The organism is Modicisalibacter sp., from assembly GCF_055145905.1.
Window position 1 is genome coordinate 39,257 of record NZ_JBSREH010000001.1, and the last position, 17,922, is coordinate 57,178.

Sequence of the window (17,922 nt, forward strand, 5' to 3'; positions counted from 1 at the left end):
TGTCGACCGCGCCGCTGACCCGGGCCACAGGACACTGCACGCAAGCCACATGAAAGAGACCATCATCGCGCTGCTCGACGAGGCGCTGGCCGCGCTCAAGCAGCAGGGCCTCGTGCCCGCCGACACCGCTCCCCGCTACAAGGTCGATCCCACCAAGGACAAGGCCCACGGCGACTACGCCAGCAATCTGGCGATGACCCTCGCCAAGCCGGCGGGCAAGCCGCCCCGCGAGATCGCCCAGGCGCTCGTCGACGCCCTGCCGGACAGCCCGGCGGTGCGCCACGTGGAAATCGCTGGCCCCGGCTTCCTCAACTTCTTCGCCGCCACCGACGCCGTGGCTCAGGTGGTGAAGGCGGTACTCGAGACCGGCGACACCTTCGGTCGCAGCCTGACCGGCGCCGGCGAGAAGGTGCAGGTCGAGTTCGTCTCCGCCAACCCCACCGGTCCCCTGCACGTGGGCCACGGTCGCGGCGCGGCGATCGGCGACTGCCTGTGCCGCCTGCTCGAGGCCACCGGCTACGACGTGACCCGCGAGTTCTACTACAACGACGCCGGCGCCCAGATCCAGAACCTGGCGCTCTCGGTCCAGGCCCGCGCCCGGGGGCTCACCCCCGATGACCCGAGCTGGCCCGAGGACGGTTATCGCGGCGGCTACATCGTCGACGTGGCCGAAAGCTACCTGGCCGGCGAGACTGTCGACGCCGACGACCAGCACGTCACCGCCGCCGCCGACCCGGATGACCTCGACGCCATCCGCCGCTTCGCGGTGGCCTATCTGCGTCGCGAACAGGACCTGGACCTCAAGGCCTTCGGCGTCGAGTTCGACGTCTACTTCCTCGAGTCCTCGCTGTACCGCGACGGCAAGGTCGCGGCCACCGCCGAGCGCCTTACCGACAAGGGCCACACCTACGAGCGGGACGGCGCCACCTGGCTGCGCACCACCGAGTTCGGTGACGACAAGGACCGGGTGATGCGCAAGACCGACGGCGACTACACCTACTTCCTGCCCGACGTGGCCTATCACCTGGACAAGTGGCAGCGCGGCTTTACCACCGTGATCAACGAGCAGGGCGCCGACCACCACTCCACGGTGACCCGCGTGCGGGCCGGGCTGCAGGCGCTGGAAGCCGGCATCCCCCAGGGCTGGCCCGACTACGTGCTGCACCAGATGGTGCTGGTCACCCGCTCCGGGGAAGAGGTCAAGCTCTCCAAGCGCGCCGGCAGCTACGTCACCCTGCGCGATTTGATCGACGAGGTCGGCCGCGACGCCACTCGCTACTTCCTCGCCGCGCGGCGTGCCGATTCGCAGCTGACCTTCGACATCGACCTGGCCCGCTCGCAGTCCAACGACAACCCGGTCTACTACGTGCAGTACGCCCACGCGCGCCTGTGCAGCGTGATGCGCAAGGCCGAGGCCGACGGGCGGCCCTTCGACCACGCCGAGGCCATGGACAGCCTGGCGAGGCTCGAGAGCGATCAGGAAAAGGCGCTGATGAACCGGCTGGCACGCTACCCGGAAGTAGTCGAGCATGCCGCCGCCAACCGCGAACCGCAGCAGATCGCCCAGTACCTGCAGGATCTCGCCGCCGATTTCCACACCTGCTACAACGCCGTCAAGGTCATGGTCAACGATGCACCGCTGCGCAACGCGCGCCTGGCGCTGGGGCTGGCGACGCGCCAGGTACTGCGCAACGGCCTCGACCTGCTGGGCGTGAGTGCACCCGAGGAGATGTAAGCCATGGCTCGCAGCGCCGCCGCCGGCAGCAATCGCCGCCGCAACGCCACGCCCCGCAAGGGCGCGACGACACGCAGCAAGAAGCCGGCGTCCTCGGCACCGTCACGAGGGCTGCGTGTGCCCGGCTGGCTGTGCGGCCTGATCGGCCTGGTCGCCGGTTTCGCGCTCGCGCAGTACTTTCAGCAGAGCGCTCCACCGGTGGCGGCGCTGATGCCCAAGCCGGCGACCCAGCAGGCCAGTGGCACGGCAGCCGCACCGGCCGGGAGCAAGGCCGCCGACAAGAGCGCGGCCGAGGCCGGCAGCAACGAACCGGCCATGCCGACCTTCGAGTTCTACACCCTGCTGCCGGAATCCGAGGTCGTGGCGCCCAAGGTCGAGGCCTACCAGTCCACGCCTCGCCCCGGAACCTCGACGACGACGAAGAAGGGCGACAAGGCCGCCAAGGCGGCCAGCTACATGCTCCAGGCCGCCTCCTTCCGCGACATGCCCGACGCCAAGCGGCTCGCCGGGCGCCTCAGCGACCTGGGCCTCAAGGCCAAGATCTCCGACGTCAAGGCCAACGGCAACCAGACCTGGCATCGCGTGCAGGTCGGCCCCTATGACGACACCCGCGAGCTCAGCCGCGCCAAGGACCTGATGGTCACCCAGGGCATCGAGCCGCTGATGATCCGCCTGCAGCAGTGACCCGGCCAGGCACCGTCCGCCCGTCTCGGCGGGCGGCCGCCGGATACTCCCCGATAGCGCGGCCCGGTGGCCGATTCCTCGCGACTGAAGTCGCTCCCACGGCCAGGCTCGGGATGACCAGCCTGCCGAAGAGATCGCGGCTGGCCAGCCGTGCCTGGCCGGCCGCACCTAACCGGCCGTGCTTGACCAGCCGTGCTTGATTTCAGGCCCTGCCGCCCGCATCTCCCCTGCTATCCATTTGAGCGAGCATCGGCCCGGCCCGATGCACCATTCGTCATCGGGCGACCCGTCGGCGTCGCCCAGCAACGGAGCTTCCCGCGCTATGACCACTATCGTTTCCGTGCGTCGCAACGACCAGGTCGCCCTGGCCGGCGACGGCCAGGTGTCCCTGGGCAACACGGTACTCAAGGGCAATGCCAGCAAGGTGCGCCGCCTTTACCGCGGCCAGGTGCTGGCCGGCTTTGCCGGCGGCACCGCCGACGCCTTCACGCTGTTCGAGCGCTTCGAGGCCCAGCTGGAGAAGTACCAGGGCCACCTCACCAAGGCCGCGGTCGAGCTGGCCAAGGAGTGGCGTACCGACCGCGCCCTGCGCCGCCTCGAGGCGATGCTGGTGGTGGCCGACAGGACCGCCTCGCTGATCATCACCGGCAACGGCGACGTGGTGGAGCCGGAGTACGGCGTGATCGCCATCGGCTCCGGCGGCAACTACGCCCTGGCCGCCGCCCGCGCGATGCTCGACAACACCGAGCTCTCGGCGAAGGAGATCACCGCCAAGTCACTGGATATCGCCGCCGACATCTGCGTCTTCACCAACCACAACGTCGTCCTCGAGGAGCTCGCCTGACCATGTCCCAGATGACCCCCCGCGAGATCGTTCACGCGCTCGACCAGTTCATCATCGGCCAGCACGACGCCAAGCGGGCGGTGGCGATCGCCCTACGCAACCGCTGGCGGCGCATGCAGCTCGACGACGAGCTGCGTCCCGAGGTCACGCCCAAGAACATCCTGATGATCGGCCCCACCGGGGTGGGCAAGACCGAGATCGCCCGCCGTCTGGCCAAGCTGGCCCGGGCGCCGTTCATCAAGGTCGAGGCGACCAAGTTCACCGAGGTCGGCTACGTCGGCCGCGATGTCGAGTCGATCATCCGCGACCTGGTCGAGATGGCGATCAAGATGGTCCGCGAACAGGCCAAGGAAGAGGTCGGCCACCGCGCCGAGGACGCCGCCGAGGACCGCATCCTCGACGCCCTGCTGCCGCGCCCGCGGGGCAGCGAGTACGACCACGGTCGCGACGACTCCGCCGCCCGCCAGGCCTTCCGCAAGAAGCTGCGCGAGGGCCAGCTCGACGACAAGGAGATCGACATCGAGGTCACGCCCCAGGGCGCCGGCGTCGACATCATGACCCCGCCGGGCATGGAGGAGATGACCAGCCAGCTGCAGAACCTCTTCTCGAGCATGAACAAGCAGAAGACCGAGACCAAGCGGGTCAAGGTCAAGGATGCCTGGCAGCTGCTGCGCGACGAGGAGGCCGCCAAGCTGGTCAACGAGGAGGACATCAAGCGTCGCGCCGTCGAGGCGGTGGAGCAGAACGGCATCGTCTTCCTCGACGAGATCGACAAGGTCGCCAAGGGCAGTGGCCAGTCCAGCGGTGGCGAGGTCTCCCGCGAGGGCGTGCAGCGCGACCTGCTGCCGCTGATCGAGGGCTCGACGGTCTCCACCAAGCACGGCATGGTGCGTACCGACCACATCCTGTTCGTCGCCTCGGGCGCCTTCCACCTGTCCAAGCCCTCGGACCTGATTCCCGAGCTGCAGGGTCGCCTGCCGATCCGGGTCGAACTCTCGGCGCTCTCCCCCGAGGACTTCAAGCGCATCCTCACCGAGCCCTCCGCCTCGCTGACCAAGCAGTACCAGGCGCTGATGGCCACCGAGGGGCTGGAGATCCGGTTCGCCGAGGACGGCATCGCGCGCATCGCCGAGATCGCCTGGCAGGTCAACGAGGGCACCGAGAACATCGGCGCGCGCCGCCTGCACACGGTGATGGAGCGTCTGCTCGAGGAAGCCTCCTACCAGGGCGGCGACCTGCAGGGGCCGCTGGTCATCGACGCCACCTACGTCGACTCGCAGCTCGGCGAGCTGGCCAAGGACGAGGATCTGTCGCGGTATATCCTCTAAGCCTGGCAGCGCGCCACAAGCGGCACGTTCCAGAATGCGGACCGCGCGGCGCCGGGGACAGGTCAAAGTGGAGGTCCGATGCCATGGATGGCATCGGTAACGCCCAGGGACGGGTTCACAGTGCCTCCACGACGACCTGTCACCGGGATAGCCGCGCTCCTCCATCACGCCAGAAGCGGAGGCATACCATGACCGCCCCGATCCCCACCCGCGTGCACTACCACCGTCAGACGCGCGAACTCGAGCTCGGCTACGCCGACGGCACCACCTATCGCCTGTCCGCCGAGTACCTGCGCGTCTACTCCCCCTCGGCCGAGGTGCGCGGCCACGGCCCCGACACCGCCAAGCTGCAGACCGGCATGAAGCACGTGGGCCTGACGAACATCACCCAGGCCGGGCGCTACGCCCTCAAGCTGCACTTCGACGACGGCCACGACACCGGCCTCTACAGCTGGGACTATCTCCACGACCTGGCCATCCGTCAGGAGGCCAACTGGGCCGACTACCTGAAGCGGCTCGAGGCCGCCGGCGCCTCGCGCGAACCACTGGGCATCCCCGTCCGGCAGCTGTAAGGCGGCGGCAAGGCGACGCAGACAAGCCACGCCCGGCGACGCTACAATGGCGCCCACTTCGCAACGACAGCGGCCCGCACGGCCGTCCCCCGCCGGGCCCGGTGCACCATGCCGGGCCCGGCGGGCGGTTCGCCGCCACAGACAAGGGAAGCCCATGACCAAGCGCACGACCCACTTCGGCTATCAGGAAGTGCCCGTGGAGGAAAAAGCCGCCCGGGTGGCCGATGTCTTTCACTCCGTGGCCAGCCGCTACGACCTGATGAACGACCTGATGTCGCTGGGTATCCACCGGCTGTGGAAGCGCCTGACCCTGGAGCGTGCCGGGGTGCGTCGCGGCCAGTCGGTCCTCGACATCGCCGGCGGCACCGGCGACCTGACCCTCAAGTTCTCCCGTCTGGTGGGCCCCAGCGGCCGCGTGGTGCTCGCCGACATCAACGCCTCGATGCTCAACGTGGGCCGCGACAAGCTGCTCGACCACGGCGTCGGCGGCAACGTCGAATACGTGCAGGCCAACGCCGAGTGCCTGCCGTTCGCCGACAACACCTTCGACTGCATCACCATCGCCTTCGGGCTGCGCAACGTCACCGACAAGGATGCCGCCCTGGCCTCCATGGCCCGGGTGCTCAAGCCCGGCGGCCGGCTGCTGGTGCTGGAGTTCTCCAAGCCCACCCATCAGCTGCTGTCGAAGGCCTACGACGAGTATTCCTTCCGCCTGCTGCCCAGGATGGGCGAGCTCGTCGCCAACGACGCCGACAGCTACCGCTACCTGGCCGAATCCATCCGCATGCATCCCGACCAGGAAACCCTCAAGGGGATGATGGAACGAGCCGGGCTGGAGCGTGTCGAGTACACCAACCTGACCGGCGGCATCGTCGCCCTGCATCGCGGCATCAAGCTCTGAGGTTCCGATGGCACTGACCCCCGTCCTGCTGCTGGCCTGCGCGGAAAAGACCTTCAATTCCCTGCTGGCCCGCGACCCCGCCGCGCCCGGCCGCCTGCGCCGGCTTGCCGGCAAGCGCCTGCTGCTGCGCCTGGAGCGCCCGAGCCTGGCCCTGCTGGTGACCTTCCACACCCAGGGCCTCGGCCTGCTTCACGCCCCCCAGGCCGAGGAGGCCGACGCCGACGCGGTCGTCGAGGCCGACTGCGAGGCGCTGGGCTCGCTGCTCGCCGGCGAATCCCTGGAACACCTGATGTTCAGCGGCCGGCTGTCGCTGCGCGGCCAGACCCACCTGCTCGAGGCGACCCGAGAGCTGCTGATGGATCTCGATCTCGACTGGGAGGCGGCGCTGGCCGAGTGGTTCGGCGACGTGCCCGCCCACAGCCTCGCCGAGGGCCTGCGGCGCTTCGCCCGCTTCGGCCTGCGCAGCCAGCACGAGCTGCGCACCGACCTGGCCGAGTATGTCTTCGAGGAAGCCCGGCTGCTGCCCGGCCAGGCCCAGCGCGAGGTGCTGCGCGACCATCTCACCGAGCTGGAAGTCGCCACCGACCGGCTCGAGGCTCGCCTGGCGCGCCTGCAGCGCAAGCTGGATGCCCGACGCCGGGAGCCGATGACGTGAACCTGCGAGCGCTGCGGATTCTCTGGGTCGTCGCCCGCTACCGCCTGGACACCCTGATTCCGCTCGACCGCCTGCCGCCCCTGCTGCGGCTGGCGGTCAGGCTGTCGCCGCTGCGCCTGCTGCCCACCGGCTCCCACTCGCGGGCACGGCGACTGCGGCTGGCGCTGGAATCGCTGGGCCCGATCTTCGTCAAGTTCGGCCAGATGCTCTCGACCCGCCGCGACCTGCTGCCGCCGGACATCGCCGACGAGCTCCGGCGCCTGCAGGACCAGGTACCGCCCTTTCCCGGCGAGCGGGCGCGCGCGGTGATCGAGGAAGAGCTCGAGTGCAGCGTGCAGACCGCCTTCGCGCACTTCGACGCCACCCCCATGGCCTCCGCCTCGGTGGCCCAGGTCCATGCCGCCCGGCTGCACAGCGGCGAGGACGTGGTGGTCAAGGTGATCCGCCCGGGCATCGACCGCGTGATGCGCCAGGACATCGCCCTGATGTACGCCCTGGCGCGGCTGCTGCGGCGCGTGCCCGAGGCGCGCCGGCTGCGTCCGGTGGAGGTGGTCTCCGACTACGAGGCGACGCTGTTCGACGAGCTCGACCTGCACAAGGAAGCCGCCAACACCTCGCAGCTCAAGCGCAACTTCAAGAACTCGCCGCTGCTCTACGTGCCGTCGATCCACTGGCCGCTGACCCGTCGGCGGATGCTGGTTCAGGAACGCATCCACGGCATCCCGGTGGCCGACCTGGAGGCGCTTCAGGCCCAGGGCACCGACCTGAAGCGGCTCGCCGAACGTGGCGTGGAGATCTTCTTCACCCAGGTGTTCCGCGACAACTTCTTCCATGCCGACATGCACCCGGGCAACATCTTCGTCGCCCGCGGCAAGCCCCGCGACCCGCAGTACATCGCCATCGACTGCGGCATCGTCGGCAGCCTGACCCGCGAGGACCAGGACTATCTGGCGCGCAACCTGCTGGCCTTCTTCCATCAGGACTACTATGAAGTCGCCGTGCTGCACATCGAGTCCGGCTGGGTCGGCGAGGGCACCCGCGCCAACGAGTTCGCCGCGGCGATCCGCGCGGTGTGCGAGCCGATCCTCGAGCGGCCGCTCAAGGACATCTCTTTCGGCCAGGTGCTGCTGGGGCTGTTCCAGACCGCCCGGCGCTTCAACATGGAGGTCCAGCCGCAGCTGGTGCTGCTGCAGAAGACCCTGCTCAACATCGAGGGGCTGGGCCGCCAGCTCTACCCCGATCTCGACCTGTGGCAGACCGCCAAGCCCTATCTCGAGCGCTGGATGAAGGAACGCGCCGGCCCGCGCGGGCTGTGGGCCTCGCTGCAGAAGCAGGCCCCCGAGCTGAGCCGCCAGCTGCCGGAGCTGCCGGTACTGGCCCACCAGGCGCTGGCCCGGGTGGAAAGCGAGCAGCGCCAGCGGCGCCAGCAGGTCGACTCGCTGACCCGCATCCACGACGACATGGCCCAGGAGACACGCCGCTCGCGGCGGCTGCGCGTCGGGGCGCTGGTGCTGGCCCTGGCGCTGGCCTGGCAGCCCCTGCAGGCCTGGGCCCTGGAGCAGCCCTGGCCGGTGCTGACCGCCGCGGCGCTCGGCGCCGTGCTGCTGGCCTGGCGCTAGGCAACTGATTTATCAGGCCCTTTCGACCACTGACTCAGGATTGTCATCGATGAGCGATATTCTCCAACAGCTCGATGCGGTACTCGCGCAACGCCGGCAGGCCGCCCCCGACTCCTCCTATGTGGCATCCCTGCATCACAAGGGGCTCAACAAGATTCTCGAGAAGGTCGGCGAGGAGGCCACCGAGACCATCATCGCCGCCAAGGACGCCGCGGATGGCGTTGACACGCAGCGTCAGGCAGTAGTCGCCGAAACCGCCGACCTGTGGTTTCATAGTCTGGTGATGCTGTCGCACCTGGGCATCGAGTCGCAGGCGGTGCTCGATGAACTGGCACGCCGCTTCGGCATCTCCGGGCTGGACGAGAAGGCCGCCCGCAGCAACGAATAAATCCGGGCGAGACCCGAGGGGAGAAAGTTCATGTTAGGTGGAATCAGTATCTGGCAACTGCTGATCGTTCTCGGCATCATCATCCTGATCTTCGGCACCAAGAAGCTGCGCAACATCGGCGGCGACCTCGGCGGGGCCGTCAAGGGCTTCAAGAAGGCCATGCACGAGGAGGACGGCGCCGACAAGGACAAGCCCGACGACAGCCAGCGTCAGGTGCGTCATGACGACGACGGCAACACCTATGACGTCAAGGCCGAGCAGCACGGCGACGCCCGGCGCGACAGCCACAAGGAAGAGCAGAAGTAAGCGCCCATGTTCGACATCGGCTTTCTCGAACTGCTGCTGATCGGCGTGGTCGGCCTGCTGGTGCTGGGCCCGGAGCGCTTGCCCCGGGCGGCCCGCACGGTGGGCCTGTGGGTGGGTCGCATCAAGCGCAGCGTGTCCGGCATGCAGCGCGAGATCAGCGCCCAGCTCGAGGCCGAGGAGCTGCGCCAGAAGCTCGCCGAGCAGGACCGCAAGCTCAACGCGGGGCTCGACAAGGCGCGGCGCGATGTCGAGCGCAGCGTCGAGGGCGAGCCGTCGCGTCGTGAGGCCGCCTCGCCGTCACCCGCTGACACCGCCGACCCGGCCGCCCACGAGCCGGTCGAGGCGTCGACCGCCCCCGAGTCGGCGCCGCCCGCTTCCGCCGACAAGGATTCCACGCCGCGATGAGCGAAACCTCTTCCCCGCGTGACGACGACAAGCGCCAGGACGACACGCCCCAGGCCCCGCTGATCGAGCACCTGATCGAGCTGCGCTCGCGGCTGATGCGGTCGGTGATCGCCATCGGCGTGATCTTCCTGGCGCTGTACGCCTTTTCCAACGACATCTACACCTTCGTCGCCGACCCGCTGATGGCGCTGCTGCCCGAAGGGTCGCAGATGATCGCCACCGAGGTGGCCTCGCCCTTCCTGGCGCCCTTCAAGCTGACCCTGGTGGTGGCGGTGTTCGTCGCCATCCCCTTCGTCCTGCACCAGATCTGGGCCTTCGTGGCGCCCGGCCTCTACGAGAACGAGAAGGTGCTGGCGGTGCCGCTGCTGGTCTCCAGCGTGGCGCTGTTCTACGGCGGCGCGGCCTTCGCCTACTACGTGGTCTTCCCGCTGCTGTTCGACTTCTTCGTCCACACCGGGCCGCAGAACGTGGCGGTGATGACCGACATCAACCAGTATCTCAACTTCGTGCTGAAGCTGTTCTTCGCCTTCGGCGTGGCGTTCGAGATTCCCATCGCCACCTTCCTGCTGATCTGGACCGGCGCCACCAGCGTCGAGAGCCTGTCGAAGAAGCGCCCCTACGTGGTGCTGGGCTGCTTCGTGATCGGCATGCTGATGACCCCGCCGGACGTGATTTCGCAGAGCCTGCTGGCCGTGCCGATGTGGCTGCTCTACGAGATCGGCATCCTGTTCGGCCGCCTGGTGCGTCGCCGCCGCGCGACCGATGGCGACGACACCCCCGACGACGCGGCCTGAGTCGCGCCCGGCCCTCGGCCGGGTGCGACAGGCGGTGGCATCCCCGGCGTTCACGGCCTTGTTATACTCGGGGGATGCCCGCCATCGTCACGTTCCTGTCATCGCTTTCGGGCAGGCTGCTTCCCTTGGCGGACGCGATCCCATCACCACTGGAGAATTCCGTTGAGTCAGCTAACGTCACGCCAGTACCCGACCACCCGCATGCGCCGCATGCGCAAGGACGCCTTCTCGCGGCGCCTGATGCGCGAGTCGACCCTGACCCCGGACGACCTGATCCTGCCGGTGTTCGTGCTCGAGGGCGAGGGCCGGCGCGAGGCCGTGCCCTCGATGCCCGGCGTCGAGCGCCTGTCGCTGGACCTGCTGATCGAGGAGGCCCGCGAGGTCGCGGCGCTGGGCGTTCCGGCCCTGGCGCTGTTCCCCGTGGTCGACCCGGCGCTGAAGAGCGAGTTCGCCGAGGAGGCCTTCAACGCCGGCGGCCTAGTCCAGCGCAGCGTGCGCGCCCTCAAGGACGCCTGCCCCGAGCTGGGCCTGATCACCGACGTGGCGCTCGACCCCTACACCAGCCACGGCCAGGACGGCATCCTCGACGCGCACGGCTACGTGCTCAACGACCGCACCGTCGAGACCCTGCTCAAGCAGGCGCTCTCCCACGCCGAGGCCGGCGCCGACGTGGTCGCGCCCTCGGACATGATGGACGGGCGGATCGGCGCGATCCGTGACGTGCTGGAACGCGAGGCGCTGCACAACACCCGCATCATGGCCTATTCCGCCAAGTACGCCTCGCGCTACTACGGCCCCTTCCGCGACGCCGTGGGCTCGGCGGGCAACCTCGGCAAGGCCGACAAGACCACCTACCAGATGGACCCGGCCAACAGCGACGAGGCCCTGCACGAGGCCGCCATGGACATCGCCGAAGGTGCGGACATGGTGATGGTCAAGCCGGGCATGCCCTATCTGGACGTGGTGCAGCGCGTCAAGCAGGAACTGCGGGTGCCGACCTTCGCCTACCAGGTCAGCGGCGAGTACGCCATGCACATGGCGGCCTTCGAGAACGGCTGGCTGGAGGCCGATGCCGTGATCCTGGAGTCGCTGATGTGCTTCAAGCGCGCCGGCGCCGACGGCATCCTCACCTACTTCGCCAAGCGCGCCGCCCAGTTGCTCAATCAATAATCGCGGAGGGCTGCCGGCCCTCCCGTCGCGCAGGAGTCTTGCGATGGATGCACCGCGCCGCCAACCCTCACCCCCCGAAGCGCTCACCGACGAGGCCCCGAGCGACGCCGGCGAGGCGCCGCCGCTGCGGGTCAACCGCACCCGCACCGGCATCCACGCCAAGCCCACGCCCTCGCCGGAGACCGAGCTCGACGATCCCTCGCTGTACTTCAATCGCGAGCTCTCCAACCTGCAGTTCAATATCCGCGTGCTCGAGCAGGCGCTGGACCCGTCGCATCCGCTGCTCAACCGGCTGACGTTCTTGCTGATCTTCTCGTCGAACATCGACGAGTTCTTCGAGATCCGTGTCGCCGGCCTCAAGCACCAGGTGATGCTGGGCAACGAGGACACCGGTGCCGACGGCATGGCCCCGCGCCGGGTGCTGGCGGAGATCTCGCGCATCGCCCACGAGCAGGTCGATCGCCAGTATCACATCCTCAACGACGTGCTCATCCCCGCGCTCGAGGAGCAGCGCATCCGCTACCGGCGCCGCGCGCAGTGGACCGAGGCCCAGCGCGACTGGGTCCGCGGGTACTTCGACGAGGAGATCATGCCGGTCATCAGCCCCATCGGGCTGGACCCCTCGCACCCCTTCCCGCGGCTGGTCAACAAGAGCCTCAACTTCATCGTCGAGCTCGAGGGCAAGGACGCCTTCGGCCGCGAGGGCGGGCTGGCCATCCTGCCGGCGCCGCGCTCGCTGCCGCGGGTGATCCGCTTGCCCGAGCCCCTGACCGAGGCGGGCTACACCGAGTACGTGTTCCTGTCGTCGATGATCCACGCCCATGCCCAGGAGGTGTTCCCGGGCATGGAGGTACGCGGCTGCTACCAGTTCCGCCTGACCCGCAATGCCGACCTGTCGGTCGACCCCGAGGAAGTCTCGGACCTGGCCTCGGCGCTGCGCGGCGAGCTGCTGGCCCGGCGCTACGGCGACGGCGTGCGCCTCGAGGTCGCCGACAACTGCCCGGACGAGCTGGCGAGCTTCCTGCTCACCCAGTTCGAGCTCGAACCGCAGGATCTCTATCGGGTCAACGGCCCGGTCAACCTCACGCGCATGATGTCGGTGATCGGCGATATCGACCGGCCGGACCTGCTCTACCGCCCCTTCACGCCGGGGCTGCCCAAGAACCTCAAGTCCGACACCAGCCTGTTCGAGGTCATTCGCCAGGGCGACGTGCTGCTGCACCATCCCTTCCAGTCGTTCACGCCGATCGAGGACCTGCTGCGCGAGGCGGCCCGGGACGCCGACGTGCTGGCGATCAAGCAGACGCTCTATCGCACCGGCGCCGACTCGCCGATCGTCGGCGCGCTGGTCGAGGCGGCGCGCAACGGCAAGGAAGTCACGGTGGTGATCGAACTGCGTGCGCGCTTCGACGAGGCCGACAACCTGGCGCTGGCCTCGCGGCTGCAGGAGGCCGGGGCGATCGTCATCTACGGCGTGATGGCCTACAAGACCCACGCCAAGATGCTGCACATCGTGCGCCGCGAGAAGGGCGAGCTGCGCTACTACGCCCACCTGGGCACCGGCAACTATCACGCCAAGACCGCCCGGCTCTACACCGACTACAGCCTGCTGACCGCCAACGAAACGCTCTGCGAGGACGTCCACATGGTCTTCCAGCAGCTCACCGGGATGGGCAAGCCGCGCCGCATCGAACGCCTGTTGCACGCCCCCTTCGTGCTCCACGAGCGGCTGGTGGCGATGATCGACCGCGAGGCGAAGGTCGCCGAGAAGGGCCGGAAGGCCCACCTGATCATCAAGTGCAACTCGCTGACCGAGCCGAAGCTGATTCGCGCCCTGTATCGCGCCTCGCGCGCCGGGGTACAGTGCGACCTGATCATCCGCGGCATGTGCTGCCTGCGTCCCGGGGTGCCCGGCATCTCGGAGAACATCCGCGTGCGCTCGATCATCGGTCGCTTCCTCGAACACACCCGCGTATTCCACTTCCACAACGACGGCAAGCCCGAGACCTGGGCATCGAGCGCCGACTTCATGGAGCGCAACATGTTCCACCGGGTCGAGACCGGCTTTCCCATCCTCGACAAGAAACTGGCCCAGCGGGTCCGCAAGGACCTGGAAACCTACCTGGTGGACAACTGCCAGAGCTGGGTGCTGCAGGAGGACGGCAGCTACCGCCAGCAGCAGCCGGGCGAGGCCGCACCGATCAGCGCCCAGGAAACCCTGCTCTACGCCTACGCGGCCCGCGCCTGATTCCCTGCACGGGGCGTTTGAGTCCGCCCCGTTCATCCTCTACGTTTAAAGACACTTCGAGACAAGTCCGATGGCCGCCGGTCATTCGGGCACGACGCGCCGGCATGGAAAGGTCGGCCCGGACCGCGCCGCCGCCTCATGGTCGGCCGGAGCATCGATACCGTCACGTGTCCAGACCGACAGGGATGTAGGGAGGCCCCCGTGACCGACACCACCCCGCCGTTCCCACGGCGGTTCGGCCGTTTCGCTGCCGGGCTCGCCGTCATGCCGGCCCTGGCCGGATGCAGCTATGCCAACCTGAGCTTTCTCGCCCCCCAGGGGCCGATCGCCGCGGCCCAGCGCGACCACTTCTGGCTGGTCATCGCCATTACCCTGGTGGTGGTGTTGCCGGTCTTCGTGCTCACGCCGGTCATCGTGTGGCGCTATCGCTATGGCCGCCGCGCCACCTACCGGCCACGCTGGAGCTTCTCGCGGCGGCTGGAATACCTCATCTGGGGGGTTCCCTTCCTGATCGTGGCGATCCTCGCGGTCTTTCTCTGGCGGCAGACCTACGCGCTGGATCCCTACAATCCCTTGCCGTCGGACAACGAGCCACTGCATGTGCAGGTCGTGGGCTATGACTGGAAATGGCTGTTCATCTATCCCGACCAGCACATCGCCACCGTCGACGAGCTGGTCTTTCCCGCCGACCGGCCGCTGGCGCTCGAGTTGACCTCCGATACTGTGATGCAGTCGTTCTTCATTCCCTCGCTGGGCAGCCAGGTCTATGCCATGAACGGCATGGTCACGCGGCTGCACCTGGCCGCCGACGGCCCCGGCCGCTTTCGCGGCGAGAACTCGCAGTACAACGGCAAGGGCTTCCACACGCAGCGCTTCTCCGCTCGGGCGGTGTCGCCAGCGGCATTCTCCGACTTCGTCGAGCGCGTACGCCGGCAAGGCCGTGCACTTGACCGCCCGACCTACCAGATCCTGGACGGGCGCAATACCGTGCCCGAGCTGACCCGGGCGCTGGATGGCATGGGCGACGACGCCCTGCGCTTCTCGGCCATCCCGGACGGCCTGTTCTCGGCGATCGTCGCGGGGGGGCCGGTGCAGGCCCTGCTGCCCGGCCCCGTGGTCACGAGTGCTCGCCAGACACCGCTTCATCAGCCGCAGGGAGGCACGCCGTGACGCTGAATCACTTCCTCGACCTCGCGCTGGGTCGCCTCGACTGGCATGCCCTGCCCTTCTGGGAGATGGTCGAGCAACCCACCCTCTCGCACATCGTCAACGGCTCGATCGTCACCGCCGCCGCCTCGCTGGTGGTGCTGGGGGCCCTGGCCACGGTGGTGCTGATCACCCGCTACGGCAAATGGAAGGCACTGTGGTCGGACTGGCTGACCAGCGTCGACCACAAGCGCATCGGCATCATGTTCATCGTCGTGGCCCTGGTCATGCTGGCGCGGGCGATCATCGAGGCGGCGTTCATGCGCGCCCAGCAGGCGGTCGGCCTGGACGGCGGCTTCCTCTCGGCCGAGCACTTCGGCGAGTTCTTCACCACCCACGGCACCATCATGATCTTCTTCATGGCCATGCCGTTTCTCACCGGGGTGATCAACTACGTGATGCCGCTGCAGATCGGCGCCCGGGACCTGTCCTTTCCGGTGATGAACTCGATCAGCCTGGGCCTGACCGCGGCCGGCGCGGCGCTGATCATGGTCTCGCTGGTGCTCACGCCGTTCTCCACCGGTGGCTGGAGCGGCTATCCACCCTTCACCGAGGCCTCCTTCAACCCCGGCGCCGGGGTCGACTACTGGATCTGGGCGGTGACGCTGTCGTCGCTGGGCTCGACGATGACCGGCATCAACTTCGCGGTGACGATCTACAAGGAGCGCGCCCCGGGCATGCACCTGTTCCGCATGCCGCTGTTCTGCTGGACGGCGCTGTGCACCTCGATCCTGATGATCTTCGCCATGCCGCCGCTGACCGTGGCCACGGCCATGCTGGCGCTCGACCGCTACCTGGACTTCCACTTCTTCACCCAGGACCTCGGCGGCGACATGATGAACTACGTCAACCTGTTCTGGCTGTTCGGCCACCCCGAGGTCTATATCCTGATCCTGCCCGCCTTCGGGGTCTTCTCGGAGGTGTTCTCGACCTTCTCGGGCAAGCGCCTGTACGGCTACAAGGGACTGGTCATCGCCACGATGTGCATCGCCGTGCTGTCGTTCACGGTGTGGCTGCACCACTTCTTCACCATGGGCCAGTCGCCCAGCATCAACGCCGCCTTCGGCATCGCCACCATGCTGATCGGCGTACCCACCGGAGTGAAGATCTACGACTGGATGCTGACCATGTTCCGGGGCCGGGTGCGCCTGACGATCCCCATGGTCTATGCGCTGGGCTTTCTCATCCTGTTCGTGATCGGCGGGATGACGGGCATCCTGCTGGCCAATCCGTCCATCGACTACCAGGTGCACAATACCCTGTTCCTGGTCGCCCACTTCCACAACATGCTGGTGCCGGGCCTGCTGTTCGGCATGCTCGCCGGCTACCAGATGTGGTTCCCCAAGGCCTTCGGCTTCCGCCTCGAACAGCGCTGGGGCTATCGCGCCGCCTATGCCTGGATCGCCGGCTTCATGCTGGCCTTCTTCCCGCTCTATGCCCTGGGGCTGCTGGGCATGCCGCGCCGGGCCGTGGGCTTCATCGAGCCGGCCTATCTGCCCTGGACGATCGTCGCCGGCATCGGTGCCCTGGTGGTGCTCTTCGCCCTGTTCAGCCTGGTCATGCAGTTCTGGCTGAGCCTGCGCCAGCGCCACGCCAATCGCGTGCCCGTGGGCGACCCCTGGGACGGTCGCAGCCTCGAGTGGGCGACCCCGGCGCCGGTGCCGGAGTACAACTTCCCGGTGATTCCCGAGGTCTCCAGCCGTGATGCCTTCATGCGCGAGAAGGACCTCGGCCAGGCCTACCAGCGCCCCGCCGAATACCGCGACATCACGATGCCGGCCAACAGCGCCCTGGGGCCGATCCTCACCGTGACCGGCTTCCTGATGGCCTTCGGCCTGGTGTGGTACCTGTGGTGGCTGGTAATTCTTGCCGGCGTGGCCTCCCTGGGCGCGCTGATCGCGCGCAGCTTCGTACGCCGGACTACCAAGGTCATCCGCGCCGAGGAGGTGCGCGAGACGCACGAGGCGTGGCTGCGGCAGGTCGCCGAGACCCCCGCCGTCACGCGTGACCGGGAGCAGGAAACCAGCAACCGCGGGCGGCCCGCCGCCCCCGTGTCGGGAGCCGTGCAATGACCGCGACGCCGTCCAGACATCCGGGCCTCAACCTGGGCCGTGCCCATCAGGAAGCCCATGACGCCTGCGAGGTGCTGGTGTTCGGCTTCTGGGTGTTCATGATGAGCGATCTGATCGTCTTCGGACTGCTCTTCGCCAACTATGTCACCCAGCTCGATGCCCTGGCCGGCGGCCCCGGGCCCGGCGAGCTCTTCACGATGAAGAGCGCCTTCATCGAGACGCTGCTGCTACTGACCAGCAGCTTCACCTACGGCCTGGCGTCCTACTGCCTCAAGTATCGCCATGGCCGCGGCTGGCTGACGGCCTGGCTGGGCGTGACCCTGCTGCTGGGGCTGGCCTTCATCGGCTTCGAACTGCATGACTTTCACAAGATGGCCGGCGAAGGCGGCGTGCCCAGCCGCAGCGGCTTCCTCTCGGCCTTCTTCGCCCTGGTGCCGCTGCACGGCCTGCACGTCGCCAGCGCCTGCCTGTGGATGGTGGTACTGATGGTGCAGATGTGCGTCCACGGCCTGGATACCGGGGTCAAGACCGGGCTGGTGCGCCTGGGGCTGCTGTGGCACTTCCTGGACATCGTCTGGGTGGGCATCTTCTCGCTGGTCTATCTGGGAGGCCTGGCATGAGCGACTCGCAACGCCAATCCGACACGATCGACGAGAACGAGCGCAGGCACGAACTGGGCAGCTACCTGTGGGGCTACGGCCTAGCGCTGGCGCTGACCCTGGTGCCCTTCGCCCTGGTCGCCTGGAGCGGCTGGCCGCGGGTGACGCTGCTCTGGGCGATCGGCGGCTTCGCGCTGGTTCAGTTCGTCGTCCACTTCCGCTTCTTCCTGCATATCTCGCTGGCCCGACAGAAGCGCGAGGACCTGCACCTGATTCTGTTCTCGACGCTGATCCTGATCCTGATGGCCGGCGGTACGCTGTGGATCATCTTCAACCTGTACGGACGCATGATGCCGGCCATGCTGCCCTGAACGGGGCGCGGTACAGGGCGCGAGG

Annotated in this window: 18 protein-coding genes; all 18 read left to right on the top strand. The window is 68.0% G+C overall.

The annotated features are described in order from the left end of the window. Window positions 1–49: 49 nt before the first annotated feature. The 18 genes from argS to ACTCB7_RS00260 all read left to right on the top strand — a co-directional run bounded on the left by argS (window position 50) and on the right by ACTCB7_RS00260 (window position 17,897). Complete coding sequence (gene argS / locus ACTCB7_RS00175; RefSeq protein WP_163650041.1) at window positions 50–1,735, top strand: arginine--tRNA ligase; 1,686 nt, start codon at window positions 50–52, stop codon at window positions 1,733–1,735. A gap of 3 nt (window positions 1,736–1,738) precedes the next feature. Further along, a complete protein-coding gene (locus tag ACTCB7_RS00180; RefSeq protein WP_463005142.1) occupies window positions 1,739–2,419 on the top strand; it encodes an SPOR domain-containing protein in 681 nt (226 codons plus the stop codon). Window positions 2,420–2,741: 322 nt separating this feature from the next. Continuing rightward, on the top strand, window positions 2,742–3,263 hold the full coding sequence (hslV, locus tag ACTCB7_RS00185; protein ID WP_163650039.1) for an ATP-dependent protease subunit HslV: 522 nt from the start codon (window positions 2,742–2,744) through the stop codon (window positions 3,261–3,263). A gap of 2 nt (window positions 3,264–3,265) precedes the next feature. Then, window positions 3,266–4,591, top strand: a complete 1,326-nt coding sequence (hslU, locus tag ACTCB7_RS00190) for an ATP-dependent protease ATPase subunit HslU (RefSeq protein WP_163650038.1) — start codon at window positions 3,266–3,268, stop codon at window positions 4,589–4,591. A 188-nt stretch (window positions 4,592–4,779) separates the two neighbouring features. Next, complete coding sequence (locus tag ACTCB7_RS00195; protein WP_463005143.1) at window positions 4,780–5,163, top strand: gamma-butyrobetaine hydroxylase family protein; 384 nt, start codon at window positions 4,780–4,782, stop codon at window positions 5,161–5,163. 154 nt (window positions 5,164–5,317) lie between these two features. After that, window positions 5,318–6,064 carry a bifunctional demethylmenaquinone methyltransferase/2-methoxy-6-polyprenyl-1,4-benzoquinol methylase UbiE gene (ubiE, locus tag ACTCB7_RS00200; protein ID WP_463005144.1) on the top strand — a complete coding sequence of 249 codons (747 nt, stop codon included), beginning with the start codon at window positions 5,318–5,320 and terminating at the stop codon, window positions 6,062–6,064. Window positions 6,065–6,071: 7 nt separating this feature from the next. Continuing rightward, complete coding sequence (locus tag ACTCB7_RS00205; RefSeq protein WP_463005145.1) at window positions 6,072–6,719, top strand: ubiquinone biosynthesis accessory factor UbiJ; 648 nt, start codon at window positions 6,072–6,074, stop codon at window positions 6,717–6,719. Then, entirely contained in the window at window positions 6,716–8,338 is a 1,623-nt protein-coding gene (gene ubiB, locus ACTCB7_RS00210; RefSeq protein WP_463005146.1) for a ubiquinone biosynthesis regulatory protein kinase UbiB, read from the top strand. The genes ACTCB7_RS00205 and ubiB overlap by 4 nt, the downstream gene beginning before the upstream one ends. Window positions 8,339–8,387: 49 nt before the next feature. Then, complete coding sequence (locus ACTCB7_RS00215; protein WP_163650033.1) at window positions 8,388–8,726, top strand: phosphoribosyl-ATP diphosphatase; 339 nt, start codon at window positions 8,388–8,390, stop codon at window positions 8,724–8,726. A gap of 30 nt (window positions 8,727–8,756) precedes the next feature. After that, the gene (gene tatA, locus ACTCB7_RS00220; protein WP_163650032.1) at window positions 8,757–9,032 is read left to right on the top strand and encodes a Sec-independent protein translocase subunit TatA; all 276 of its coding nucleotides are present in this window, start codon (window positions 8,757–8,759) and stop codon (window positions 9,030–9,032) included. A gap of 6 nt (window positions 9,033–9,038) precedes the next feature. Then, window positions 9,039–9,437 (top strand): Sec-independent protein translocase protein TatB, encoded by a 399-nt coding sequence (gene tatB, locus ACTCB7_RS00225; protein WP_163650031.1) that lies wholly within the window; start codon window positions 9,039–9,041, stop codon window positions 9,435–9,437. Next, window positions 9,434–10,231 carry a twin-arginine translocase subunit TatC gene (gene tatC, locus ACTCB7_RS00230; protein ID WP_163650030.1) on the top strand — a complete coding sequence of 266 codons (798 nt, stop codon included), beginning with the start codon at window positions 9,434–9,436 and terminating at the stop codon, window positions 10,229–10,231. The genes tatB and tatC overlap by 4 nt, the downstream gene beginning before the upstream one ends. 162 nt (window positions 10,232–10,393) lie before the next feature. Then, window positions 10,394–11,401, top strand: a complete 1,008-nt coding sequence (gene hemB / locus ACTCB7_RS00235; RefSeq protein WP_463005147.1) for a porphobilinogen synthase — start codon at window positions 10,394–10,396, stop codon at window positions 11,399–11,401. Window positions 11,402–11,444: 43 nt separating this feature from the next. Then, a complete protein-coding gene (gene ppk1, locus ACTCB7_RS00240) occupies window positions 11,445–13,649 on the top strand; it encodes a polyphosphate kinase 1 (protein WP_463005148.1) in 2,205 nt (734 codons plus the stop codon). A gap of 201 nt (window positions 13,650–13,850) precedes the next feature. Further along, entirely contained in the window at window positions 13,851–14,819 is a 969-nt protein-coding gene (locus tag ACTCB7_RS00245) for a cytochrome ubiquinol oxidase subunit II family protein (RefSeq protein ID WP_463005149.1), read from the top strand. After that, the gene (locus ACTCB7_RS00250; RefSeq protein ID WP_463005150.1) at window positions 14,816–16,927 is read left to right on the top strand and encodes a cbb3-type cytochrome c oxidase subunit I; all 2,112 of its coding nucleotides are present in this window, start codon (window positions 14,816–14,818) and stop codon (window positions 16,925–16,927) included. Before ACTCB7_RS00245 ends, ACTCB7_RS00250 begins: the two co-directional genes overlap by 4 nt. Beyond that, entirely contained in the window at window positions 16,924–17,547 is a 624-nt protein-coding gene (locus ACTCB7_RS00255) for a cytochrome c oxidase subunit 3 (protein WP_463005151.1), read from the top strand. The genes ACTCB7_RS00250 and ACTCB7_RS00255 overlap by 4 nt, the downstream gene beginning before the upstream one ends. Beyond that, window positions 17,544–17,897 carry a cytochrome o ubiquinol oxidase subunit IV gene (locus ACTCB7_RS00260; RefSeq protein ID WP_463005152.1) on the top strand — a complete coding sequence of 118 codons (354 nt, stop codon included), beginning with the start codon at window positions 17,544–17,546 and terminating at the stop codon, window positions 17,895–17,897. Before ACTCB7_RS00255 ends, ACTCB7_RS00260 begins: the two co-directional genes overlap by 4 nt. Window positions 17,898–17,922: the final 25 nt, after the last annotated feature.